At 61.0% G+C, this 24,534-nt stretch carries 19 protein-coding genes and 2 pseudogenes; 13 read left to right on the top strand and 8 right to left on the bottom strand.

Annotated features, from left to right (window positions below):
* Window positions 1–6 precede the first annotated feature (6 nt).
* The 5 genes and pseudogenes from ACR52_RS15680 to ACR52_RS15660 all read left to right on the top strand — a co-directional run bounded on the left by ACR52_RS15680 (window position 7) and on the right by ACR52_RS15660 (window position 3,335).
* Window positions 7–747: a 5-oxoprolinase subunit PxpA gene (locus ACR52_RS15680; protein WP_048725798.1), complete on the top strand. Its 741-nt coding sequence runs from the start codon at window positions 7–9 to the stop codon at window positions 745–747.
* On the top strand, window positions 744–1,448 hold the full coding sequence (pxpB, locus tag ACR52_RS15675) for a 5-oxoprolinase subunit PxpB (RefSeq protein ID WP_048725795.1): 705 nt from the start codon (window positions 744–746) through the stop codon (window positions 1,446–1,448). Before ACR52_RS15680 ends, pxpB begins: the two co-directional genes overlap by 4 nt.
* Window positions 1,445–2,353 carry a 5-oxoprolinase subunit C family protein gene (locus ACR52_RS15670; RefSeq protein WP_048725793.1) on the top strand — a complete coding sequence of 303 codons (909 nt, stop codon included), beginning with the start codon at window positions 1,445–1,447 and terminating at the stop codon, window positions 2,351–2,353. Before pxpB ends, ACR52_RS15670 begins: the two co-directional genes overlap by 4 nt.
* A gap of 117 nt (window positions 2,354–2,470) precedes the next feature.
* Window positions 2,471–2,698 (top strand): annotated as a pseudogene (locus ACR52_RS15665) (biotin-dependent carboxyltransferase family protein); the annotation flags it as partial.
* 94 nt (window positions 2,699–2,792) lie between these two features.
* Complete coding sequence (locus ACR52_RS15660) at window positions 2,793–3,335, top strand: hypothetical protein (RefSeq protein WP_048725787.1); 543 nt, start codon at window positions 2,793–2,795, stop codon at window positions 3,333–3,335.
* 42 nt (window positions 3,336–3,377) lie between these two features.
* Here the strand turns inward: ACR52_RS15660 and ACR52_RS15655 are convergent, their stop codons facing one another.
* The 3 genes from ACR52_RS15655 to ACR52_RS15645 form a co-directional block, all read right to left on the bottom strand.
* Entirely contained in the window at window positions 3,378–4,556 is a 1,179-nt protein-coding gene (locus ACR52_RS15655) for a vWA domain-containing protein (RefSeq protein WP_048725785.1), read from the bottom strand.
* A complete protein-coding gene (locus ACR52_RS15650; protein WP_048725782.1) occupies window positions 4,556–5,401 on the bottom strand; it encodes an AAA family ATPase in 846 nt (281 codons plus the stop codon). The genes ACR52_RS15655 and ACR52_RS15650 overlap by 1 nt, the downstream gene beginning before the upstream one ends.
* Before the next feature lie 103 nt (window positions 5,402–5,504).
* Complete coding sequence (locus tag ACR52_RS15645; protein ID WP_048725779.1) at window positions 5,505–6,581, bottom strand: DUF748 domain-containing protein; 1,077 nt, start codon at window positions 6,579–6,581, stop codon at window positions 5,505–5,507.
* Between the two features lie 124 nt (window positions 6,582–6,705).
* Between ACR52_RS15645 and cysK the strand changes: the two genes are divergently transcribed.
* Both cysK and ACR52_RS15635 read left to right on the top strand, forming a co-directional pair.
* Window positions 6,706–7,680 carry a cysteine synthase A gene (gene cysK, locus ACR52_RS15640; protein ID WP_048725776.1) on the top strand — a complete coding sequence of 325 codons (975 nt, stop codon included), beginning with the start codon at window positions 6,706–6,708 and terminating at the stop codon, window positions 7,678–7,680.
* A gap of 447 nt (window positions 7,681–8,127) precedes the next feature.
* The gene (locus ACR52_RS15635) at window positions 8,128–9,066 is read left to right on the top strand and encodes an aspartyl/asparaginyl beta-hydroxylase domain-containing protein (RefSeq protein ID WP_048725774.1); all 939 of its coding nucleotides are present in this window, start codon (window positions 8,128–8,130) and stop codon (window positions 9,064–9,066) included.
* Between the two features lie 143 nt (window positions 9,067–9,209).
* Here ACR52_RS15635 and acnA read toward each other — a convergent pair whose 3' ends face one another.
* The gene (acnA, locus tag ACR52_RS15630) at window positions 9,210–11,951 is read right to left on the bottom strand and encodes an aconitate hydratase AcnA (protein WP_048725769.1); all 2,742 of its coding nucleotides are present in this window, start codon (window positions 11,949–11,951) and stop codon (window positions 9,210–9,212) included.
* Between the two features lie 196 nt (window positions 11,952–12,147).
* Here acnA and rlmM point away from each other — a divergent pair, with 196 nt between their 5' ends.
* The gene (rlmM, locus tag ACR52_RS15625) at window positions 12,148–13,224 is read left to right on the top strand and encodes a 23S rRNA (cytidine(2498)-2'-O)-methyltransferase RlmM (RefSeq protein ID WP_048725766.1); all 1,077 of its coding nucleotides are present in this window, start codon (window positions 12,148–12,150) and stop codon (window positions 13,222–13,224) included.
* A gap of 27 nt (window positions 13,225–13,251) precedes the next feature.
* Complete coding sequence (gene tusA / locus ACR52_RS15620) at window positions 13,252–13,503, top strand: sulfurtransferase TusA (protein ID WP_048725764.1); 252 nt, start codon at window positions 13,252–13,254, stop codon at window positions 13,501–13,503.
* Here tusA and ACR52_RS15615 read toward each other — a convergent pair.
* Window positions 13,500–14,894 (bottom strand): MATE family efflux transporter, encoded by a 1,395-nt coding sequence (locus ACR52_RS15615; protein ID WP_048725761.1) that lies wholly within the window; start codon window positions 14,892–14,894, stop codon window positions 13,500–13,502. The two genes, tusA and ACR52_RS15615, sit on opposite strands and share 4 nt — an antisense overlap.
* 139 nt (window positions 14,895–15,033) lie before the next feature.
* Between ACR52_RS15615 and pdxB the strand changes: the two genes are divergently transcribed.
* On the top strand, window positions 15,034–16,176 hold the full coding sequence (gene pdxB, locus ACR52_RS15610; protein ID WP_048725758.1) for a 4-phosphoerythronate dehydrogenase PdxB: 1,143 nt from the start codon (window positions 15,034–15,036) through the stop codon (window positions 16,174–16,176).
* A 473-nt stretch (window positions 16,177–16,649) separates the two neighbouring features.
* On the opposite strand, the gene ACR52_RS30915 is transcribed toward pdxB, so the two are convergent.
* A complete protein-coding gene (locus ACR52_RS30915) occupies window positions 16,650–16,823 on the bottom strand; it encodes a PA1571 family protein (protein ID WP_048725752.1) in 174 nt (57 codons plus the stop codon).
* 235 nt (window positions 16,824–17,058) lie between these two features.
* Between ACR52_RS30915 and ACR52_RS15600 the strand changes: the two genes are divergently transcribed.
* Together ACR52_RS15600 and ACR52_RS15595 are read left to right on the top strand one after the other, a co-directional pair.
* Entirely contained in the window at window positions 17,059–18,834 is a 1,776-nt protein-coding gene (locus ACR52_RS15600) for an ABC transporter transmembrane domain-containing protein (RefSeq protein WP_161799302.1), read from the top strand.
* 63 nt (window positions 18,835–18,897) lie between these two features.
* Window positions 18,898–19,662 (top strand): annotated as a pseudogene (locus ACR52_RS15595) (Fic family protein); the annotation flags it as partial.
* An 86-nt stretch (window positions 19,663–19,748) separates the two neighbouring features.
* On the opposite strand, the gene ACR52_RS15590 reads toward ACR52_RS15595, so the two are convergent.
* Window positions 19,749–21,680 carry a transglycosylase SLT domain-containing protein gene (locus ACR52_RS15590; RefSeq protein WP_048725744.1) on the bottom strand — a complete coding sequence of 644 codons (1,932 nt, stop codon included), beginning with the start codon at window positions 21,678–21,680 and terminating at the stop codon, window positions 19,749–19,751.
* Window positions 21,681–21,893: 213 nt separating this feature from the next.
* Between ACR52_RS15590 and ACR52_RS15585 the strand changes: the two genes are divergently transcribed.
* Window positions 21,894–23,813, top strand: coding sequence for an ATP-binding cassette domain-containing protein (locus ACR52_RS15585; RefSeq protein ID WP_048725742.1), 1,920 nt, complete (start codon window positions 21,894–21,896; stop codon window positions 23,811–23,813).
* 183 nt (window positions 23,814–23,996) lie between these two features.
* On the opposite strand, the gene ACR52_RS15580 is transcribed toward ACR52_RS15585, so the two are convergent.
* Window positions 23,997–24,437, bottom strand: a complete 441-nt coding sequence (locus ACR52_RS15580; RefSeq protein ID WP_048725739.1) for a universal stress protein — start codon at window positions 24,435–24,437, stop codon at window positions 23,997–23,999.
* Window positions 24,438–24,534 lie beyond the last annotated feature (97 nt).

Genomic DNA, 24,534 nt, shown 5'->3' with positions numbered 1-24,534 from the left:
TCCACCGTGAGCCGTCTGCTACTGAATTGCGACATCGGCGAAAGCTTTGGCAACTGGACCATGGGGCTGGACGCCGAGGTCATGCCGTTCATTGATTGCGCCAACGTGGCGTGCGGCTTCCATGCCGGCGACCCGAGCATCATGCGCAAGACCGTCAGCCTGGCGCTCAAGCACGGCGTGCAAGTGGGGGCGCACCCGGCGTATCAGGACCTGCAAGGCTTTGGCCGCCGTTCCATGGCGTATACACCGCAGGAAATCCAGGACCTGTTGCACTACCAGATCGGCGCCCTCGACGGCATCTGCCGCGCTCAAGGCGGGCGGGTCAGCTACGTCAAACCGCACGGTGCGATGTACAACGACATGATGGCCAACCCGGCGCAACTGCGTGCGGTGATCCAGGCCGTCGCCGCGTATGGCGACTTGCCGCTGATGCTGCTGGCCACCCGCGACAACAGCGCGGCCCAGGCCCTGGGCGATGAGTACGGGGTGATCCTGTGGTTTGAAGCCTTCGCCGACCGCGCCTACGACAACAAAGGCCACTTGGTCTCGCGTCAATTGCCGGGTGCGGTGCACCACGATTCCGACACCATCGTGCAACAAGCCTTGACCATTTCCCGTGGCGAGCCCCTGACCGCCAGTGATGGCAGCGCCTTGGTGTTGCAGGCCAATACCCTGTGCGTGCACGGCGATAACGCCAGTTCGGTCGCCGCCGTGCAGCGCATTCGCGAGGCGTTGAAGCCTATATGAAGCCACGCATTGAAGTGGTGGCCATCGACGCGCTGATGGTGCGTCTGTTTGACGTGATTGCCGAAGCCAACATGCCGTGGATGCTCGCTGCCACCCAACGCCTGCGCGACGGATTCGGCGCAGCGCTGGTGGATCTGGTGCCGTCCTACACTACCCTGATGGTGCACTACGACCTCACCGTATTGACCCCGGCCCAGGCGCGGGAGCTGATCAACCAGGCCCTCACCGACCTGCAACCCCAGGCCCAGGGCAGCGGCCAGTGTCACGTATTGCCGGTGTGGTACGACCTGAGCGTCGGTCCCGAACTGACCCTGCTCAGCCAGCGCAGCGGCCTCGCCGTCGACGAAGTGATCCGCCGCCACAGCGCCCACGAATACCAGGTGTTCGCCCTCGGCTTCGCGCCGGGCTTCGCCTTTATGGGGCTGGTGGATGAAATCCTCGCCACCCCTCGGCTGAATACCCCGCGCAAGCGCGTGGCTGCTGGCAGCGTCGGCATCGCCGAGCGGCAAACGGCCGCTTACCCGGTGGTGTCCCCCGGTGGCTGGAACCTGATCGGCCGCACCCCGGCCAGGCTGTTCGACCGTGAGCGCGACGGCTACAGCCTGATGCAGCCCGGCGACACGGTGCGCTTTGAATCGGTCGACCACGCCGAATTTATCAAGCTGGGTGGCGATGACACGCCGTTGGAGGCGCAGGCATGAGCTGCTTGATTATCGAGGCCAGCACGCCGCTGTGCCTGTTGCAGGACGCCGGGCGCTTTGGCGTACGCCACCTGGGCGTAACCCAGGGCGGGGCGCTGGATTGGGTGTCGATGTCCTGGGCCAACTGGCTGCTGGGCAACGCGCTGGACGCGCCGGTGGTAGAAATTACGCTGGGCGGCTTTACCGTGCAGGCCGAGGACTATTGCCTGCTAGCGTTGGCCGGCGCGGATTTGGGTGCGTATATCGATGAGCGCGCGATCAGCCCCGGTCGCAGTTTTATCCTGCAAAAGGGCCAGCGCTTGCGCTTTACCCAGCCGTTCAGTGGTGCGCGAGCCTATCTGGCTGCGCCGCAAGGGTTTGATGCGCCGGATGTGTTGGGCAGTTGTGCCACGGTGGTGCGTGAAGAATTGGGCGGGGTGGACGGTTTTGGCAAGGCCCTGGCCGAAGGCGGGCGCCTGACTTATTCCGGCACTGGCGGTGCGATGAAGACGCTGAGTGATTCAGCCTTGCCCGCCAAAGCGCCACTGGACGTGATTGTCGGCGCACAGATCGGTCAGTTCAGCGGCCAAAGCCTGTTCGATGCTTTCAACACCGACTGGGCCCTCGACAGCCGCGCCGACCGCATGGGCATGCGCCTGCTGGGCACGCCGCTTGAGTACCTGGGGCCGTCGCTGATTTCCGAGGGAATTCCATTGGGGGCGATCCAGGTGCCGCCGGATGGGCAGCCGATTGTGCTGCTCAATGATCGGCAGACCATCGGCGGTTATCCGCGGTTGGGTGCGTTGACGCCGTTGGCATTAGCCAGGCTGGCGCAATATCTGCCGGGGGAAAGCGTGCGATTGAAGCCGGTGGTGCAGGAGACCGCGCATCGGCAGCATGTCGAGTATCTCCAAAGGTTCCGCTGACCCTGATCGTTCCCACGCTCTGCGTGGGAATGCATCCTGTGACGCTCCGCGTCACGCCTTTCAGAGCGGACGCAGAGCGTCCAGGGCGGCATTCCCACGCGGAGCGTGGGAACGATCCAAGGAATACCGTTGGGAGCGATCCAGGTGCCGCCGGATGGGCAGCCGATTGTGCTGCTCAATGATCGGCAGACCATCGGCGGTTATCCGCGGTTGGGTGCGTTGACGCCGTTGGCATTAGCCAGGCTGGCGCAATATCTGCCGGGGGAAAGCGTGCGATTGAAACCGGTAGTTCAGGAGACGGCACATCGGCAGCATGTCGAGTATTTGCACAGGTTTTCTGAGTAAAGATAACTCCTACAATGGCGCCAGCGTTTGTCGTCTTCGTTGCTTCGTGCGGCCATGAAAGCCTTGATAGGGTCATCCTCTATCAGGCTTTGCTATGCGCTATTTGAAGATCTACGCCCAAGATGTACTCGATAACGATGTTCCCGATGTGGTTTATCTGGAGTTCTACGACGACATACAGACCCCCGCGCTTGTCCATCGGGCGACGGCCTTCGATATTACCGACGACGGCAAGTTCGACTGGGTCATTGCTGATGATCTCAATCAGGACGGTATCGTCGACACCGTAGACCGGGAGATGGCCCTTGAGTTTGCCCAGCTGTTTCTCGCGTTTGAATGGTTCAGCCTGGACGAACCTTTTGAAAAGTACCTGAAGGTGTTTGCCCAGGACTTTGATAGCAACGGCATTCCCGATACGGTGCGACTGCACTTCCACCAGGGGGATGGGGTGCCCAGGGATGAAACCCTTGTCTGTTCGGCGGCGGTTTACAGCGACGGGAATGGCCAGAGCGCCAGTGTCTCGATTCATCAGGACGTCAACAATGATGGAAAAGTGGATCGCCAGGATGCGGAGTTGGTCAAACAGTTCGCCGCGCTCTTCCTCAAGTTTGCCTGGGTCGACAGCGAGCACTGCTGAGTGAAGCGCCTGTAGCCGATGCCATCGGCTAAAGGCCAGCCATTACTTGGACAAGAACCTCATCCCTTCTTCCAGCCCGCGCAACGTCAGCGGATACATCTGATCCTCCACCAACTCGCGCACAATCCCCGTCGACGCCGTATACCCCCAGGTGTCTTTCGGGTACGGGTTTATCCAGATCAGCTTCTTGTACTTGGCCATGAAGCGCTGCATCCACACATACCCTGGCTCTTCATTCCAGTGTTCGACGCTGCCGCCGGCCTGGGTGATTTCATACGGTGCCATCGACGCATCACCGATAAAGATCACTTTGTAATCGGCGCCGTATTTGTGCAGCAAATCCTGGGTGGAGGTGCGTTCCGAGGTGCGGCGCTGGTTGTTCTTCCACACGGCTTCGTACACAAAGTTGTGGAAGTAGAAATACTCCAGGTGCTTGAACTCGGTCTTGCACGCCGAGAACAGCTCTTCGCAGATCTTCACATGGGCGTCCATCGAACCGCCGATGTCGAACAGCAGCAACAGCTTGATGGTGTTGCGCCGCTCCGGGCGCATCTGGATATTCAGCAACCCGGCATCGCGGGCGGTGTGGTCGATGGTACCGTCGATATCCAGCTCTTCCGCCGCCCCCTGGCGCGCGAACTTGCGCAGGCGGCGCAGGGCAATCTTGATGTTGCGTGTGCCCAGTTCAACTTGATCGTCGAGGTTCTTGTACTCGCGCTGGTCCCAGACTTTGACCGCCTTGCCCTGGCGCTTGCCGGCGTCACCCACGCGAATGCCTTCCGGGTTGTAGCCGCCGGAGCCGAACGGGCTGGTGCCGCCGGTGCCGATCCACTTGTTGCCGCCGGCGTGGCGTTCCTTTTGTTCTTCCAGGCGCTTCTTGAATTCTTCGATCAGCTTGTCGAGACCACCGAGGGACTGGATCTGCGCGCGTTCTTCATCGCTCAGCGAGCGCTCGAATTCCTTGCGCAGCCAGTCTTCGGGGATCAGCGCCTGCAGGTGGTCGTCGAGCTTTTCCAGGCCGTTGAAATAGGCGCCGAACGCCCGGTCGAACTTGTCGAAATGCCGTTCGTCCTTCACCAGGATCGCCCGGGCCAAGTAGTAAAACTCGTCCATGTCGGCGAAGGTCACGCGCTGTTTCAACGCGTTGATCAGGTCGAGCAGCTCGCGCACCGACACCGGCACCTTGGCTGCACGCATTTCATTAAACAGGTTGAGCAACATTATCGATTACCGCGACGGCTCATGAATGCCAGACGTTCCAGCAGTTGCACGTCTTGCTCGTTTTTCACCAGGGCGCCGGCCAGCGGCGGAATGGCCTTGGTCGGGTCGCGCTCGCGCAGCACCGCTTCACCGATGTTGTCGGCCATCAGCAGCTTGAGCCAGTCAACCAGTTCGGAGGTGGAAGGCTTCTTCTTCAGGCCTGGCACTTTGCGCACGTCGAAGAACACGTCCAGCGCTTCGCTGACCAGGTCTTTCTTGATATTGGGGTAGTGCACGTCGACGATTTTTTGCAGGGTGGTGCGGTCGGGGAAGGCGATGTAGTGGAAGAAGCAGCGGCGCAGGAACGCGTCCGGCAGCTCTTTTTCGTTGTTGGAGGTAATGATGATGATCGGGCGTTTCTTGGCCTTGATGGTCTCGTCGATTTCGTAGACGTAGAACTCCATCTTGTCGAGTTCTTGCAGCAGGTCGTTGGGGAACTCGATGTCGGCCTTGTCGATTTCATCGATCAGCAGGATCACCCGCTCTTCGGACTCGAAGGCTTCCCAAAGCTTGCCCTTCTTCAGGTAGTTGCGCACGTCGTGCACTTTATCGACGCCCAACTGCGAGTCGCGCAGGCGGCTGACCGCATCGTACTCATACAGACCCTGGTGGGCTTTGGTGGTGGACTTGATGTGCCAGGTGATCAACCGGGCGCCGAAGGACTCGGCCAGTTGCTCGGCGAGCATGGTCTTGCCGGTGCCGGGCTCACCTTTGACCAGCAGCGGACGCTCCAGGGTGATGGCGGCGTTGACGGCCAGTTTCAGGTCATCGGTGGCAACGTAGGCCTGGGTGCCTTCGAACTTCATCGGTCATTCCTCGAATTCATCAATGCCCGACTATACCGCGCGGCCCCGGCGACTGTGAACGCAGACGGGTTATTCAGTCTCTGAATGGCCGGTCACGTTGCCTTCAATCCGCCGATGGCTTGGGCTGTTCATAACGCGCGTTGAACGCTTGGATGAAACCGTTGTGCAAAATCGCTAAAAACGCGGAAAACGCGCTGATATTTTGCTGATGCACGTTGCCGCTGAGCTCTACGCGGGTGGCAAACTGGTTTTTGCTCTGGTTTTTCAACACCGTCTCGCTGGCGCCGACCACGGCCTCCCAGATCGAGCGGAAGATGTTCTTGTCCTTGTTTTCCACATCCTGCTGCCAGTCGAACACTTCGACATCGCGCAGCAATGGCTTGATGTAGCCAGTCAGTTGGCCTTTCTCCGCCTGGGCTTCGACCACCACGTCACCCGTGCCGGCCTTGAAATCGAATTTGCCGTAGGCCGAGGCGAAGTCGTTCATGCGTTTGAGTTGCAGGTCCTTGGCGCGAAAGCGGAATTCGAAGTCTTCGAAATTGCTCAACGGGTCAAAGGTGGCGGTGGCCTCCAGTGGCGCCTGGCCTTGCAGCAGGGCCTTGCCTTCGAAACTGGCGTCACGCTTGCCTTGGACGTCGACCACATTGGTCAGGTTATAGAAGCTGGCGTTGACCGACGTCGCGTTGATGTTCACCGGCGGCTTGGAGCTGAAGTTATGGAAGGCGATCTTGCCGTCTTCGATGCGCACTTCGTTGAGGGTAATCGGCAGCAACTTGCTCAACTGTGCGCGCCAGTCGGTGCCTTTACCGGTCTGGGACGCCTGTTTATTCGCGCCACCGTCGACGAAGTTAAGCTCGGGCTTGATGAACTGCACCTCGGCGACCACCGAATGGTCGTACCACAGCGAATGCCAGCTCACCGACAGGTCGATCAGCGGCGCCTTGACGAACGGTACCGGCACCTTGCCGTCGACCTTGGTGATTTGCAGGCCGTTGATCCTGTAGGCACCGCGCCACAGGGCCAGGTCCACATCGGTGACCTGGCCACGGTAGTCGCCCATGTCGGCGAGTTTGTCGTTCAGGTAGTTGCGCACCAGATAGGGCAGGGCGAGGTCCAGGGCGACCAGTAGCACTACCAGCCCGGCGAGGGTCCATAGCGGCCAGCTGTAGCGACGTTTCATGGGGCAGTCCTCCTTGCTTGTAGGAGATTGACTGCTGTGATGGCGTCAACGTTCCGCCGACTGGACGCCCCGGAAGACGAGGCATACCCTTGTGACCTTCTTGAATTAGCCTTAAGGACCCGTCATGAGCCGCATCTTTGCAGACAACGCGCACTCCATCGGTAACACGCCCCTGGTTCAGATCAACCGCATTGCACCGCGTGGCGTGACCATCCTGGCCAAGATCGAAGGGCGCAACCCGGGCTATTCGGTGAAATGCCGCATCGGCGCGAACATGATCTGGGATGCGGAAAGCACCGGCAAACTGAAGCCGGGCATGACCATTGTCGAACCGACTTCCGGCAACACCGGCATCGGCCTGGCGTTTGTCGCCGCCGCCCGAGGCTACAAGCTGCTGCTGACCATGCCGTCGTCCATGAGCATCGAGCGGCGCAAAGTGCTCAAGGCCCTCGGTGCCGAACTGGTGCTGACCGAGCCGGCCAAAGGCATGAAAGGCGCTATCGACAAAGCTGGCGAAATCGTTGCCAGCGACCCGGCCACCTACTTTATGCCGGCGCAGTTCGAAAACCCGGCCAACCCGGCGATCCACGAAAAAACCACCGGCCCGGAAATCTGGAACGACACCGATGGCGCCGTGGACGTGCTGGTAGCGGGTGTGGGCACCGGCGGGACGATTACCGGCGTGTCGCGCTATATCAAGAACACGGCGGGCAAGCCGATTCTGTCGGTGGCCGTTGAGCCGATGGTGTCGCCGGTGATCACCCAGGCGCTGGCCGGTGAAGAGATCAAGCCCAGCCCGCACAAGATCCAGGGCATCGGCGCCGGCTTTGTGCCGAAGAACCTCGACTTGTCGATGGTCGACCGCGTCGAGCTGGTGACCGACGACGAGTCCAAGGCCATGGCCCGGCGGTTGATGCAGGAAGAGGGCATCCTGTGCGGTATCTCCTGCGGCGCCGCCATGGCCGTGGCCGTGCGCCTGGCCGAGAAGCCGGAAATGCAGGGCAAGACCATCGTGGTGATCCTGCCGGACTCCGGTGAACGCTACCTGTCGAGCATGCTGTTCAGCGATTTGTTTACCGAGCAAGAAAACCAGGCTTGATTGATACCCTGGTGTTGCTGGGCTTCCTGTGGCGAGCGGGCTTGCTGTGAAGAGTGGGCTTATTGTGGCGAGCGGGCTTGCCCCGCGTTGGAGTGCGCAGCGCTCCCAAACCAGACGCCTCGTTACACCTGGGATACCCAGGCAGCAGGTTTTGGGGCTGCTGCGCAGCCCAACGCGGGGCAAGCCCGCTCGCCACAACAGCCTCGCTCACCCACACCAAGCCGGCTCACCCACAACAAGCTCGCTCGCCACAGGGTTGATGTGAGTCAGGTCTGATTCCAAGGCCCTTATGCATAATTAGCGGCTAACCGCGCCGTTCTTAACGCCGATTGTTGGACGGCGCGGGTTTTTCCCGAGGGCCCAAGTGTTTATCATGGCCGGCTGCTACGTCTGGTTTCCCGTCGACGGGAGGTTGAGAACCAGAGGCTTATTTCCAGGAGTTGCTGCATGACCTTTTCTTTGGCCGCCAAACTGTCGGTGTTGCTGTTGTTTATCGGCAGCACACTGTATGTGCACCTGCGCGGCAAGGCCCGTTTGCCGATGTTGCGCCAGTTCGTCAACCACTCGGCGCTGTTCGCCCCGTATAACGCCTTGATGTACCTGTTCTCGGCCGTGCCGTCCAAGCCGTACCTGGACCGCAGCAAGTTTCCGGAACTGGACGTGCTCCGGGATAACTGGGAGGTCATCCGCGAAGAGGCGATGCACCTGTTCGACGAGGGGTATATCCGCGCCGCCGAAAAGAACAACGACGCCGGTTTTGGTTCGTTCTTCAAGAAGGGCTGGAAGCGTTTCTACCTCAAGTGGTACGACAAACCGCTGCCATCGGCCGAGGCCCTGTGCCCCAAGACCGTGGCCCTGGTCAGTAGCATCCCCAACGTCAAGGGCGCGATGTTCGCGCTGTTGCCGGGCGGCAGTCACCTGAACCCGCACCGCGACCCGTTTGCCGGTTCCCTGCGCTATCACCTGGGGCTGTCCACGCCGAACTCCGACGACTGCCGCATCTTCGTCGACGGCCAGGTCTATGCCTGGCGTGACGGTGAAGACGTGATGTTCGACGAAACCTACGTGCACTGGGTGAAGAACGAAACCGAACATACCCGCGTGATTCTGTTCTGCGACATCGAGCGCCCCCTGAGCAATCGCCTGATGACTCGCATCAACCGCTGGGTCAGCAAGCAACTGGGCCGCGCCACGGCGCCGCAGAACCTGGACGACGAACGCGTCGGCGGCATCAACCAGGCCTACGCCTGGAGCAAGACCTTCAGCGACAAGTTCAGCGGTGTGGTCAAGCAGTGGAAGCGCAAGCATCCCAAGGCTTACCGCATTGCGCGGCCGGTGCTGGCGGTCGTGGTGCTGGTGCTGTTGTGGAAGTGGCTCTTCGGCTGATCTGAAAGGTTGAGCTCGGTCAAAAATGTGGGAGGGGGCTTGCTCCCGATGGCAGTGTGTCAGGTTGAATAACTGTGCCTGATTCACCGCCATCGGGAGCAAGCCCCCTCCCACATTGGACCTCCATTGCTTTTGAGATCGCCTTATGACGCGATCAGTTGGCGCAGCACGTAGTGCAAAATGCCACCCGCCTTGAAGTATTCCACCTCATTCAGCGTATCAATCCGGCATAGCACCTCGACCTTCTCGCTACTGCCGTCTTCCCGGGTAATCACCAGCGTCAGGTTCATCCGCGGCACGATCTGCGCGCCTGTCAGGCCGAGGATGTCGATCTTCTCCTTGCCGGTCAGCTTGAGCGCTTTGCGGTTCTGATCCAGCTTGAACTGCAACGGCAACACGCCCATGCCTATCAGGTTGGAGCGGTGAATCCGCTCGAAGCTTTCGGCGATGACCGCCTTGACCCCCAGCAAATTCGTGCCTTTAGCCGCCCAGTCGCGGCTCGACCCGGTGCCGTATTCTTGCCCGGCGATCACCACCAGCGGCGTGCCCGAGGCCTGATATTTCATGGCCGCGTCGTAGATCGGCATTTTCTCGCCGGTGGGGATGTACAGCGTATTGCCGCCTTCCTCGCCGCCGAGCATTTCATTGCGAATACGGATATTGGCGAAGGTGCCGCGCATCATCACTTCATGGTTGCCCCGGCGTGAACCGTAGGAGTTGAAGTCACGCGGCTCCACGCCCTGCTCACGCAGGTAACGGCCGGCGGGGCTGTCGGTCTTGATATTGCCAGCGGGGGAGATGTGGTCGGTGGTCACCGAGTCGCCCAGCAGGGCCAGCACGTTGGTGCCCTTGACGTCCTTGATCACCGGCAGCGGGCCGGCAATGTCATCGAAGAACGGTGGGTGCTGGATGTAGGTGGAATCCTTCTGCCACACGTAGGTAGCGGCCTGCGGCACTTCAATCGCTTGCCACTGCTCGTCACCGGCGAACACTTCGGCATATTCCTTGTGGAACATACTGGTGCTGACCTGGGCCACGGCGTCGGCGATTTCCTTGCTGCTCGGCCAGATATCCCGCAGGTACACCGGCTTGCCGTCCTGGTCTTCACCCAGCGGCTCGCTGCTGATGTCGATGCGCACGGTGCCCGCCAGGGCATACGCCACCACCAGCGGCGGCGAGGCCAGCCAGTTGGTTTTCACCAGCGGGTGCACGCGGCCTTCGAAGTTGCGGTTGCCGGACAGTACCGAGGCCACGGCAAGGTCGGCTTTCTGGATGGCTTTTTCGATGGGCTCGGGCAGTGGCCCCGAGTTGCCAATGCAGGTGGTGCAGCCGTAGCCCACCAGGTCGAAGCCGAGTTTATCCAGGTACTGGGTGAGGCCGGCGGCCTTGTAGTAGTCGGTGACCACTTTGGAGCCGGGCGCCAGGGAGGTTTTCACCCAGGGTTTGCTCATGAGGCCTTTTTCCACGGCCTTTTTCGCCACCAGGCCGGCGGCCATCATCACGCTCGGGTTGGAGGTGTTGGTGCAAGACGTGATCGCGGCGATCACCACCGCGCCGTTTTTCAGGCGATAGGTGCGGCCGTCGTATTCATAGTCGGTTTCGCCCACCAGGTCGGCGTTGCCCACGGCGACACCGCCGCCGCCTTCACTTTCCAGGCGGCCTTCTTCCTTGCTGGTCGGTTTGAATTGCAGGTCGAGGAAATCGCTGAACGCTTGGCCTACATTCGGCAGGGACACGCGGTCCTGCGGGCGTTTCGGCCCGGCCAGGCTGGCTTCGACGCTGCCCATGTCCAGGGCCAGGCTGTCGGTGAACACCGGCTCCTGGCCGGCGATGCGCCACAGGCCCTGGGCCTTGGTGTAGGCCTCGACTAACTTCACCGTTTCTGCAGGGCGACCCGACAAGCGCAAGTAGTCCAATGTCACGTCGTCCACCGGGAAAAAGCCGCAGGTGGCGCCGTATTCCGGGGCCATGTTGGCGATGGTGGCACGGTCCGCCAGGGGCAGATCGGCAAGGCCGTCGCCGTAGAACTCGACGAATTTACCCACCACGCCTTTTTTGCGCAGCATTTGGGTGACGGTCAGCACCAGGTCGGTGGCGGTGATGCCTTCCTTCAATTTACCGGTGAGCTTGAAGCCGATCACTTCCGGAATCAGCATCGACACCGGTTGGCCGAGCATCGCCGCTTCCGCTTCGATACCGCCCACGCCCCAGCCGAGTACGCCGAGGCCGTTGATCATGGTGGTGTGGGAGTCGGTGCCGACCAGGGTGTCGGGGAACGCGTAGGTGCGGCCGTCTTCGTCCTTGGTCCACACGGTGCGGCCGAGGTATTCGAGGTTGACCTGGTGGCAAATGCCGGTGCCCGGCGGTACCACGCTGAAATTGTCGAAGGCGCTCTGGCCCCAGCGCAGGAAGGCGTAGCGTTCGCCGTTGCGCTGCATTTCGATGTCGACGTTCTGCTCGAAGGCGTCGGCGTTACCGAACTTGTCGACCATCACCGAGTGGTCAATCACCAGGTCCACCGGCGACAGCGGGTTGATGCGCTGCGGGTCGCCACCGGCCTTGGCCACGGCGGCGCGCATGGCGGCGAGGTCGACCACGGCGGGCACGCCGGTAAAGTCTTGCATCAATACCCGTGCCGGACGGTACTGGATCTCACGGTCGGACTGGCGCTCTTTGAGCCAGGCGGCGATGGCCTTGAGGTCGGCGCCGGTGACAGTCTTGTTGTCCTCCCAGCGCAGCAGGTTTTCCAGCAGCACCTTGAGGGACATCGGCAGCTTATCCAGATCACCCAGGCTCTTGGCGGCTTCGGGCAGGCTGAAATAGTGGTAAGTCTTGTCGTCGATTTGCAGGGTTTTAAGGGTTCTCAGGCTATCAAGGGATGACATTACATGACTCCTTATGGTCCGCACGGCTACGGACCTGACGGGACGAGCAGAGCTTTCAAACTAGCCCTGTTTTCAGTAGCTGGCTAATTACTGGACTCTATGGACAGAACCAAGGTTCCGAACTCGGCTATCATGCGCGCGTTTTCATGACAGGCATTGCGATAGCGCAAGGTCGGTTGATTCACCAGGAGAGTCGATGAACACCCTTTTTATGCACTGCCGCCCGGGTTTTGAAGGCGAAGTCTGTTCCGAGATTTCGGAACACGCCGCGCGCCTGAACGTTTCCGGCTACGCCAAGGCCAAGACCGGCAGCGCCTGCGCCGAATTTGTCTGCACCGAAGAAGACGGCGCCCAGCGCCTGATGCGCGGCCAGCGCTTTGCCGAGCTAATCTTCCCAAGGCAGTGGGCGCGCGGGGTGTTTATCGACCTGCCGGAAACCGACCGCATCAGCGTCATCCTCGCCCACCTGCGCGAATTTCCGGTGTGCGGCAGCCTGTGGCTGGAGATGGTCGACACCAACGATGGCAAGGAACTGTCGAACTTCTGCAAGAAATTCGAAGTGCACCTGCGCAAAGCCCTGCTGAACGCCGGCAAGCTGGTGGATGACCCGAGCAAGCCGCGCTTGCTGCTGACCTTCAAGAGCGGTCGCGAAGTGTTCATGGGCCTGGCTGAGTCGAACAACTCGGCGATGTGGCCGATGGGCATCCCGCGTTTGAAATTCCCGCGTGACGCGCCTAGCCGTTCGACTCTGAAGCTGGAAGAGGCCTGGCACCACTTTATCCCTCGCGACCAGTGGGACGAGCGCCTGCACGGCGACATGACCGGTGTCGACCTCGGTGCAGCCCCCGGCGGCTGGACCTGGCAACTGGTTAACCGTGGCATGTTGGTGACTGCCATCGACAACGGCCCGATGGCCGAAAGCCTGATGGACACCGGCCTGGTGCAACACCTGATGGCTGACGGCTTCACCTTCGTGCCCAAGCAACCGGTGGACTGGATGGTGTGTGACATCGTCGAAAAGCCGGCGCGCAACGCGGCGCTGCTCGAAACCTGGATTGGTGAGGGCTATTGCCGCGAGGCAGTGGTGAACCTGAAGCTGCCGATGAAGCAGCGTTACGCCGAGGTAAAGCGCTTGCTGGAGCGCATCGAAGAGGGCTTCAAGGCGCGTGGCATTCGGGTGGAAATCGGCTGCAAGCAGCTGTACCACGACCGTGAAGAAGTGACCTGCCACCTGCGTCGGCTGGTGGATGTGAAGAAAACCAAGGCCCGCTAAACTGAGCGCCTGTTCCAGGAGTAGACCATGAGCGATATGTTCGACACCCCCGTCGATGGCACCCTCGACGCCACCGGCCTTAATTGTCCGGAGCCGGTGATGATGCTGCACCAGCACATCCGCGACCTGCCGCCTGGCGGCTTGCTCAAGGTGATCGCGACCGACCCGTCGACCCGCCGCGATATCCCCAAGTTCTGTGTGTTCCTTGATCACGAACTGGTGGGTCAGCAGGAGCAGGCCGGTACGTACCTGTACTGGATTCGCAAAAAGTCTGCTTAACCCCGGGCTTTTTCGGCGCGAATCCGCCGGCGTGCACTGCGCGCCAGGCGCACCAGCAACATCCCCGCCGCACAACTCAGGCCCACGATCAGCCCCTGCCATAAACCGCTGGGGCCGCTCGGCTCGCCCAGCCAGTCGGTCAGCCCCAGGGCATACCCCACTGGCAACCCCACGCCCCAGTAGGCAAACAGCGTCAGCACCATGGTCACCCGGGTGTCCTGGTAACCGCGCAGCGCCCCGGCGGCAGTGACCTGAATCGAGTCGGAGAACTGGAACAGCGCTGCAAACACGATCAGCGTCGACGCCAGGTGAATCACGATCGGGTCCGGCGTGTAGATCGCCGCAATCTGCTCGCGAAACACCAGCATCAGGCTGCAGGACACGCAGGCATAAGCCAGCGCCGTGCCCATGCCGACCCCGGCGGCGAAGCGCGCTTCTCGCGGCTCGCCAGGGCCCAGGGCCTGGCCCACGCGTACGGTGACGGCCATGCTCAGGGAGTAGGGGATCATGAACACCAGGGAGCTGACATTCAGCGCAATCAGGTGACCGGACACCACGGTGGCACCGAGGCTGCCGATCAACAGGGCGATCACCGCGAAGATGCTCGATTCGACAAAGATCGCGATGCCAATCGGCAAGCCAATGCCCAGCACACGCTTGATTACCGCCCATTGCGGCCAGTCAAACCGGGTGAACAATTCACTGCTGCGGTACACCGGTGCCCAGCGTGTCCAGCCCGCCATGCCGAGCATCATCACCCACATCGCAATGGCCGTGGCCCAACCGCAGCCCACGCCGCCCATGGCCGGAACGCCAAAATGGCCATAGATGAGGATGTAGTTCAGCGGAATGTTCAGCGCCAGCCCGCACAGGCCCATGACCATGCTCGGCCGGGTGCGGCCAAGGCCGTCACTGAAACAGCGCAGCACGTAATACAGTGCAATTGCTGGCATACCTGCAGCGATGCCCTGCAGGTAGCCCATGGAAGGCTCGATCAAGTCGGGCTCGACTTCCATCGCGTGCAGAATAGGTTCGGCGCTGAGCAGCAACAGCGACGCTGTTACCCCGACCACTATCGCCAGCCACAGCGACTGACGCACCAGAGGTCCGATCTCGCTGTATTTTCCCGCACCGTAACGCTGGGCGACTTTCGGCGTGGTAGCCAGCAACGTGCCAGTCATCAGCAGGTACACCGGGATCCAGATCGAATTGCCCAGGCCCACCGCCGCCAGGTCCTGGGGGCTGACGCGTCCGGCCATCACCGCGTCGACAAAGCCCATCGCGGTGGTGGCCAGTTGGCCGATCATGATCGGCAGGGCGAGCGTCAGCAGGCCGCGCACTTCCCGGCTGATTCGGGCGGGGCGGGTGAGGGTGGCGGTGGCAGTGTTCACGTACGAGTGTCCAATCAAAGATGCGCAAGGACCGCGCAGTCTACGCCCTGACGAAACGGTCAGGAAAAAACCTGTGTTAGCGATTTGTAAGCGGCGGCCGTGATGCCTGTACACTGCGGGTCCGCGAAAGGAGCCTGCCATGTTGATTGTTGCCGACGAAAATATTCCGCTGCTCGATGCATTTTTCCAGGGATTTGGCGAAATTCGCCGGGTACCCGGCCGTTCCATCGACCGCGCCACGGTCGAGCAGGCCGACGTATTGCTGGTGCGCTCGGTAACCAACGTCAACCGCGCCCTGCTGGCTGGCACGAACGTACGGTTTGTCGGCACCTGCACCATTGGCACCGATCACCTGGACCTCGACTACTTCAAACAGGCCGGTATCCAGTGGTCCAGCGCCCCCGGCTGCAACGCGCGAGGCGTGGTGGATTATGTGCTGGGCAGCCTGCAGACCCTGGCCGAGATCGAAGGTGCGGACCTCAACCAGCGCACCTATGGCGTCGTCGGTGCCGGTGAAGTGGGCGGGCGGTTGGTCAAGGTGCTCAAGGGCCTGGGCTGGAACGTGCTGGTGTGCGACCCGCCACGGCAAATCGCCGAAGACGGTGATTACGTCAGCCTGGAGCAGATCATCGAGCAATGCGATGTGATCAGCCTGCATACGCCGTTGACCAAGTCCGGCAATGGCTCCACCTGGCACCTGTTTGATCGCGAGCGCCTCAACCGTCTCAAACCCGGCGCCTGGCTGATCAATGCCAGCCGTGGCCCGGTGGTGGACAACGCCGCGCTGCGCGACGTGCTGCTGGAACGCGAAGACCTGCAAGCGGTGCTGGATGTATGGGAAGGCGAGCCCGAAGTGGACGTCGACCTGGCCGACCTCTGTGTACTGGCCACCCCGCATATCGCCGGTTACAGCCTGGACGGCAAACAGCGCGGCACGGCGCAGATCTATCAGGCGTTTTGTGCGCATCTGGGCCAGGAACCGAGTATGCAGCTGAGTGACCTGCTGCCGCCACCGTGGCTGGCCGAGGTGCACTTGAATGCGTCGACCGATCCGGCCTGGGCGCTGGCGACCTTGTGCCGCAGCGTGTACGACCCGCGCCGTGACGATGCGGACTTCCGTCGCAGCCTGGTAGGCACCGTGGAAGAACAGCGCAAGGCGTTCGACCTGCTGCGCAAGCATTATCCCGAGCGTCGCGAGATTGATGGGTTGAAGGTGCGGATCAACGGCGAGTCGACAGTACTGTCGAGCATCGTCATGGCCTTAGGTGCCAAAGCCCTGTAGGCGCGCGGTTGTTACTGTGGCGAGGGAGGTCCCACTACCTCTTCGACGTAGCGCTGTCGCGCAGCAAACTGGGACCTCTGTGGCGAGCGGGCTTGTCCCGCGTTGGGGTGCGAAGCGCCCCTGATGAAGACGAATGCGGTGTATCGGGCACTCCTCTGTGCCTGGTTTTGGGGCTGCTGCGCAGCCCAACGCGGGACAAGCCCGCTCGCCACAAGAATGCGGTCGCCTGAAAGTGTTTATGCAAGACTCAAGACTTTAGGGTGAAATTTTAACCCTTTAAAATCAGTAAGTTATTTTAAGTTTGATAAAAACTTGTCGGATCGCCGCACCGTCCCGCTGGACTGCGCAGCAGTCCCAATCTTTGGGGCCGCTGCGCGGCCCAGCGGGAGCAAGCTCCCTCGCCACAGGTACAGTGTTTGCCCTGACTGATCGGCATTAGCCACGTGGGCCGGGTCTGAAAGAGCGTGGGCGCTTCAGCCTTGCTGCGCAGGCTTGACCAGTCGCTGTTCCAGTTCGCTGCAGGCTTGCTGGATCATCTCTTCGGTAATCTGCACTTCGTGGCCTTTGGCGTCGATGTACGAGCAAGGCAACTGTTGCGGTTGGCGGATTACTTCGATCTTGGCTTCACTGCTATTTTGCAAGGTCATGGCCTGTCTCCTCATCAGGTTGTGTACCTACCCTAAACCCCCCGCGTGACCGAGCTATTACAACTCCTTACAAGATCACCGGTTCGAACATCCAGTCCACCAGAAACCGCTGCGGATTTCCAGCCGGGCGTTAGACCAATAGCCTCTAGGGCCTCGCATCGGTGGGCATAATTAACCTGACTCATTGTTATTTGCCCAAGTTCCCCCAATGTTGTGTACAGGTTCCTCATCGGTGATGCCTCCCATGTTCTCAGTCCGTCAACGCCGCGCGATTCGCCTGGCCAGCCGCTTTGTTGCGCCCTACCGCTGGCAGGCGCTGGGCGCTCTGTTGGCGCTGATCGTCACCGCTGGCATTACCTTGTCGATGGGGCAGGGCATTCGCCTGTTGGTGGACCAGGGGTTCATGACCCAGTCGCCGCACCTGCTCAACCAGTCCATCGGCCTGTTCATGGTGCTGGTGCTGGGCCTTGCCGTGGGCACGTTTGCACGGTTTTACCTGGTGTCGTGGATCGGCGAACGGGTGGTGGCCGACATTCGCCGGCAGGTCTTCAACCACCTGATCTACCTGCATCCGGGTTTCTACGAAAATAATCGCAGCTCGGAAATCCAGTCACGGCTGACCACCGACACCACCTTGCTGCAATCGGTGATCGGCTCTTCGTTGTCGCTGTTCCTGCGCAATGCCTTGATGGTGATCGGCGGCATTGTGCTGCTGTTCATTACCAACCCCAAGCTCACCAGCATTGTGGTGGTCGCGTTGCCGCTGGTGCTGGCGCCGATCCTGATCTTCGGCCGCCGCGTGCGCAGCCTGTCGCGCTTGAGCCAGGACCGCATCGCCGATGTCGGCAGTTATGTGTCCGAGACGCTAGGGCAGATCAAGACCGTGCAGGCCTATAACCATCAAGTGCAGGACGAACAGCGCTTCGCCGTGACCGTTGAGGAGGCTTTCAACACTGCGCGCAAACGCATCGCCCAGCGCGCATGGTTGATCACGCTGGTGATCATGCTGGTGCTCGGCGCCGTGGGCGTGATGCTGTGGGTCGGCGGTATGGATGTGATCAACGGGCGCATTTCCGGCGGCGAGCTGGCGGCGTTTGTGTTCTATAGCCTGATCGTCGGCAGCGCCGTCGGTACCCTGAGTGAAGTGCTCGGCGAACTGCAGCGCGCTGCCGGTGCCGCAGAGCGAATCGGTGAGTTGTTGCAGTCGAACAACGAGATTCAGGCGCCCGCCACGGGCGCAGTACCGTTGCCTGTGCGGGTCAGTGGCCGTCTGGAGCTGCAAGATCTGCGTTTTTCCTACCCGTCGCGGCCAGACAGCTACGCCATCGACGGCTTGAGCCTGACCATCAATCCCGGCGAAACCCTGGCCCTGGTCGGTCCGTCCGGCGCCGGCAAATCGACAATCTTCGACCTGCTGCTGCGCTTCTACGACCCCCAGCAAGGTCGCATCCTGCTCGAAGGTCACGCCCTGACCGACCTCGACCCGCTGGACCTGCGCCGCCACTTCGCCCTGGTGTCCCAGAGCCCGGCGCTGTTCTTCGGCAGCGTCGAGGAGAACATTCGCTACGGCAACCCGAGCGCCACCCGTGAGCAGGTCGAAGCCGCCGCCCGCATCGCCCACGCCCACGACTTCATCCTGCAAATGCCCGACGGCTATCAGACCCACCTCGGCGACGGTGGCATGGGCCTCTCCGGCGGCCAGCGCCAACGCCTGGCCATCGCCCGCGCGCTGTTGGTGGACGCACCGATCTTGCTGCTCGACGAAGCCACCAGCGCCCTCGATGCCCAGAGCGAACACCTGATCCAGCAAGCCCTGCCGCAACTGATGCACGGGCGCACCACGCTGGTGATCGCGCATCGGCTGGCGACGGTCAAACATGCGGACCGGATCGCAGTGATGGACCAGGGCAAGCTGGTGGCGGTGGGCACGCATCAACAGTTGATTGCGAGCAATCCGCTGTATGCAAGGTTGGCGGCGTTGCAGTTCAGTGATGGGGTTGAAGTGGAATGAAGCTGCGGTGTGCCTGCTCCTTAAGGCATCATGTGATCTTTCGTTATTGATCTGGATGAGGACATGAGCCGTTATCAACCTCCGCTGACGCTGACTACAAAGATGCTGGCCCTGGTAGCCGATATCAGTGAGCAGATCGGTCAACTCTCAGTCTGTGACGATAGTCGTCAGACGCCTCAGCTAAGGCGCGGTAATCGCATTCGCACGATCCAGGCCTCGCTGGCGATCGAGAACAACACGCTCAGCGTCGAGCAGGTGACTGCTGTGTTGGAGGGCAAGCGAGTGCTGGGCCTGCCCAAGGAAATTCAGGAAGTGCGAAATGCATTTGCGGCTTATGAGGCGATGCCGCAGTGGACGCCGAGTAAGCGTGCTGACCTGCTGCAGGCTCACGAGCTGCTGATGTATGGGTTAATTGACGATGCCGGGCGGTTTCGTCAGGCCGGTGTTGGCATCTATCGTGGTGAGCAATTGGTCCATATGGCGCCGCCTGCGAGCCGTGTGACACATCTGATGGATGACTTGCTGCAATGGCTGTTGGTGTCTGATTGGCACCCACTGATTGCCAGCTGTGTATTTCATTACGAATTCGAATTTATCCATCCATTTGCTGACGGAAATGGACGGATGGGGCGACTCTGGCAAACGTTGATCCTTAGCCAGTGGCGTCCTGTGCTGGCGTACCTGCCAGTGGAAGCAGTGATACGGGAACAGCAGGATGCCTACTATGCCGCGCTCTCTGCCGCCGACCAACAGGCCGAGGCAACACCGTTCGTTGAGTTCATGTTGCGGGCGTTGAGCCTGGCTTTGGCCGAGGCCGTGCAAAGCGAGCGCCCGGCGGCCCCATAAAAAATGCCCGCGTCTCTCGACGCGGGCATTTTTTCTTACAGCTTCAAACTTGTCGCTTGCAGCTGCTTCTATTGCTGATCATCAAAATACCGCTCATGCCAATCCACCAACGGCTGTGGCGAATTGAGCTTTTGCCCGTAGATCACCGAATAAGACAGCACGTTTTGCACGTACTGGCGCGTTTCGTCGAATGGAATGCTTTCCACCCATACATCGAAACTCAGGTGATCCGCACCGCGCAGCCATTGGCGCACGCGGCCGGGGCCGGCGTTGTAGGCGGCGGAAGCGAGCACGCGGTTGCCGTTGAACTGGCTGTGCACCTGGCTCAAGTAAGCGGCGCCGAGCTGGATGTTTTTGTCCGGGTCCAGCACCTGGGCCGGTGAGGCCAGGGGAATGCTGAACTTGCGCGCGGTGTCTTTGGCGGTGCCGGGCATCAGTTGCATCAGGCCGCTGGCGCCAACGCCGGAGCGCGCGTCGTCCATGAAGGCACTTTCCTGGCGGGTAATGGCGAACACCCAGCTCGAATGCAGGCCACGTACCTTGGCTTCGCGCACCAGGGTGTCGCGGTGAGCCATCGGGAAGCGGATGTCCAAGTCATCCCAATACTGCGCCTGGCTGATGGTGCGGATCGCCGGGAAGTACCACTTCATGTCGTAGGCCAGTTTGGCCTGGGCGACCATTTCGTCACGGTTGAAGTGACGGCTGACGTGGTACCACTCGCGGCGGCCATCGACGATCTGGCCTCGTGCATAGAACTCCAGGGCGCGACGCACGCCGGGGGTGTTGCGCACTTTGTTGACCAGCGCCTGGCTCATCACCAGCGGCTTGTTGTTCAACTGGTACGGCGCCTGGGAGCGGTCGGCGGCGAGGAAACCGTAGAAGTCCCGTTCCCGTGACAGGTTCTTGTACAGCACCAGGGCTTGCGGATTTTTCGGTTCGGCCAGTTCCAGGCTGCGGGCCTGCCAGTAGCGCCAGCGGTTGGTGGTGGCCAGGTCTTGTGGGAGTTTGCGGGTCAACTGGTAGGCGTCTTCCCAGCGCGCCAGGCGCAACAGCAGGCGCAGGCGCCATTCGGAGACGGTGTTGTCACGCAGTTCCGGGTCGTACTTGGTCATCACGTCAAGGGCGCGCGGGTCGAAGCGCTTGGCCAGTGTCAGGCCAATCTCGCGGGCGATTGCCACTTTTTCGTCACGGGAGAAGTGCATGCTGCTCGCGTAGCCGTCGAGCAGGGCCATGGCTTTGTCGGGATCCTGGCGTGCCAGGCGACGAAGCCCCAGCCCTACCGCGTCAGACATGGCCTCGGTGGCCGGCTGGAAGCGCGACGGGTCGCTGAGCATGTCGGGCTTTTGCGCCACATCGATCATCAGGCGGCCCTGGGCGCCGAGGGTCGGCAGGGTTTTCACCAGGCTGTTGGCCAGCGTGTAATTGCGCGCCTCGGCGGCGAGCTTGGCGCGGTCCCAGATTTTCTGTTCGGTGAGTTGGCCATCGGCGGCCCACTGGCCGAAGGTGGCATCACAGGCGGCCGGTTGCGACTTGCCGGTCATCCAGAGTTTTTCGGTGGTTTTGTAGCCTTCGGCTTTCAGGTTATGCGTGAGCTGGAACTGGCCATGCAGGCAGTCCAGTTCAACGAAATTCAGCTTGGGGTCGTAGTACTTTTCAAACGTCTGCCAGTCGCCACGGTCGGCCAGCCAGCGCAACCAGCGCAGTTTCATCCAGTTGGCCTGGGGCAGGTCGCCGTTTTTCGCGAGAAATTGTTCGATTTCCTGATTGCTGGCGGTCTTCAGGCGGGCGGTCAGCTCGTCGTACGCCAGGTACGGCGTGAGCGGGTAGTCGGCCAACGCCTGGCTGTATTGCATGTAGGGGCCGGTATCGCCCTTGGCCAGGGCGCGTTTGGCTTCATCGTAATATTGACGTTGGGTGGTGAGGTCCACGGCCTGGGCGGATTGAACGGCGGTGGCGGAAAGAAGCAGACAAGATAAAAAGTTGAAAAGGCGACTGCGCATGAGACGTCCGTGCAGAGAAATCACGACTAGCACCGGCATCGCCGACACTGATTGCCCCTAGCTTAGCCTTTTGCCAGCGGCCGGTGAAAGCTTTGCCGGCCGGTTGGTTCAAGTTCGCCAGAAATGTCCTATAGAACGTGTCGACAGCGAAAATGCCGGCCGCATCCCACCCTCAAGTCAGGTAGAATGCGCGCCCAGTTTTTGGAGAAGCGTATGACCCTGCTCAAATTCAGCGATGTGTCCCTTGCTTTCGGCGCTATGCCGTTGTTGGACAAGGTGTCCTGGCAGATCGCCCGTGGTGAGCGGGTGTGCATCATCGGCCGCAACGGCACCGGCAAGTCCAGCATGATGAAGCTGGTAAAAGGCGACCAGAAGCCCGATGAAGGCTCTGTCTGGCGCTCGCCAGGCCTCAAGATTGGCGAATTGCCTCAAGAATTGCCGGTGGCCGACGGACGGACAGTGTTCGACGTGGTTGCCGAAGGCCTGGACGGCGTCGGTGAGTTGCTTGCGCAATACCATCACTTGGCGCAGAACTGCGTCACCGAAGAAGACCTGGACAAGCTGATGCACGTCCAGCAAGACCTCGAAGCCCGTGACGGCTGGCGCTTGCAGCAATTGGTCGACAGCACTTTGAGCCGCCTGCAACTGCCGGCCGACAAGACCCTCGCCGAGTTGTCCGGCGGCTGGCGTCGTCGCGTCTTGCTGGCCCAGGCGCTGGTGTCCGAACCGGACCTGCTGCTGCTCGACGAACCAACCAACCACCTGGACATCGGCGCTATCGCCTGGCTCGAAGAAGCCCTCAAGGATTTCCAGGGCGCCGTGCTGTTCATCACGCACGACCGTTCCTTCCTGCAGAACCTGGCCACGCGCATCCTCGAACTGGACCGCGGCGGCCTGATCGACTGGAACGGCGACTACGCCAGCTTCCTGGTGCACAAAGAGGCGAGCCTGGCAGCCGAAGACACCGCCAACGCGCTGTTCGACAAGAAACTGGCCCAGGAAGAAGTCTGGATCCGCCAGGGCATCAAGGCGCGCCGCACCCGCAACGAAGGCCGCGTACGTGCCCTCAAGGCCCTGCGTAATGAGCGTAGCGAGCGTCGTGAGCGCACCGGCAAGGCCAACATCCAGCTCGACACCGCCGACAAATCGGGCAAGCAGGTGATGGTGCTGGAGAACGTCAGTTTCCATCACCCGGACGGCCCGTTCCTGATCAAGGACTTCTCCATGGTCCTGCAGCGCGGCGACCGTATCGGCCTGCTCGGCGCCAACGGTACCGGCAAGACCACCTTGCTCAAGCTGATGCTCAATGGTCTGCAACCGACCAGCGGCACCGTGGAAGAGGGTACGCGCATCGACGTGGCCTACTTCGACCAGTTGCGTCACCAGTTGGACCTGGAAAAAACCGTGATCGACAACGTCGCCGAAGGCCGCGACTTTATTGATATCGACGGCCAGAGCCGCCACGTACTGAGCTACCTGGGCGACTTCCTGTTCAGCCCGCAGCGTGCACGTACACCGGTGAAAGCCTTGTCCGGTGGTGAGCGTGCGCGCCTGCTGTTGGCCAAGCTGTTCAGCAAACCAGCGAACCTGCTGGTGCTCGACGAACCGACCAACGACCTCGACGTCGAAACCCTTGAGCTGCTGGAAGAGGTCCTGCTGACCTTCAACGGCACCGTGCTGATGGTCAGCCACGACCGGGCATTCCTCGACAACGTGGTCACCAGCACCCTGGTCTTCGAAGGTGAAGGCAAGGTGCGTGAATACGTCGGTGGTTACCAGGACTGGCTGCGCCAGGGCGGTTCGCCACGCCTGCTGGGCGTGACAGAGAGCAAGTCCGGCAAGGCCGACCTGACCTCCGCCGTGGTCGCCCCTGTTGCCGCTGCTGCACCTGCCCAGGACGCAGCGCCGGCTGCGAAGAAGAAGCTCAGCTACAAGCTGCAGCGTGAGCTGGAAGCCTTGCCAGGCGATATCGACGCCAAGGAAAAGCAGATCGCTGCGGTAGAAGCTGAAATGGCTGACGCGGGCTTCTACCTGCGTCCGGCAGCGGACACTGCCAAGGTCATTGCTTCTCTGGAGGCGTTGAACCACGAGCTGGAAGTGCTGGTTGAGCGTTGGGCGGAGCTGGATGCCTGATTGATCCGCGCGCATTAAAAAACCCGGTGTTCATTTTTTATGAACACCGGGTTTTTTATATGAAATGCAGTTCAAATGTGGGAGGGGGCTTGCTCCCGATAGCGGTGTATCAGTTACTGAATGCAGTACCTGACAGACCGCTATCGGGAGCAAGCCCCCTCCCGCAAGGGACCTTCATCGGCCTTACGAATTTTTTACCAGCTTCACGGCTAATACATCGCACGGCGCGCCATGCAAGACGTCATTGGCGGTGGAACCCAGCAGCAACGCCAGGCCGTGGCGGCCATGGCTGCCGACCACGATCAGGTCGCAGTGCTGTTCCTTGGCAAGGTGGTGGATTTCCTGGCGAGGCTGGCCGTAAGTGAGGTGGGAGTTTTCCTTGGTTACTTCCGGGTATTTGAGGATCAATCGCTCAAGGCGCTCCTTGGCCTGGTCGAACTGCTGTTGCTGCAACTGGGAAAGGTCCATGGGGACGTCGCCACCAAAGGCCATGGCCATGGGCTCGACGATATGCACCAGCGAGAGTTTTGCGCCGCTGGCGACGGCGAAGGCGCGGGCGCGCTTGATCACTGGATCGCACTCTTCGGTCAGATCTACGGCGACCAGAATATGTTCGTAAGACATGGGGCGTTCCTCCAGGGGACTGCAATAAGTTCAGTATGGCTGCTTTCAAGCGGATCAGGTTGCGTCAGATCAAATCCGCTCATCTAGAAATTCGGGA

Origin of the sequence: Pseudomonas fildesensis, from assembly GCF_001050345.1 — a bacterium.
Classification (GTDB): domain Bacteria; phylum Pseudomonadota; class Gammaproteobacteria; order Pseudomonadales; family Pseudomonadaceae; genus Aquipseudomonas; species Aquipseudomonas fildesensis.
This window is presented reverse-complemented; position numbering and strand designations above follow the sequence as displayed.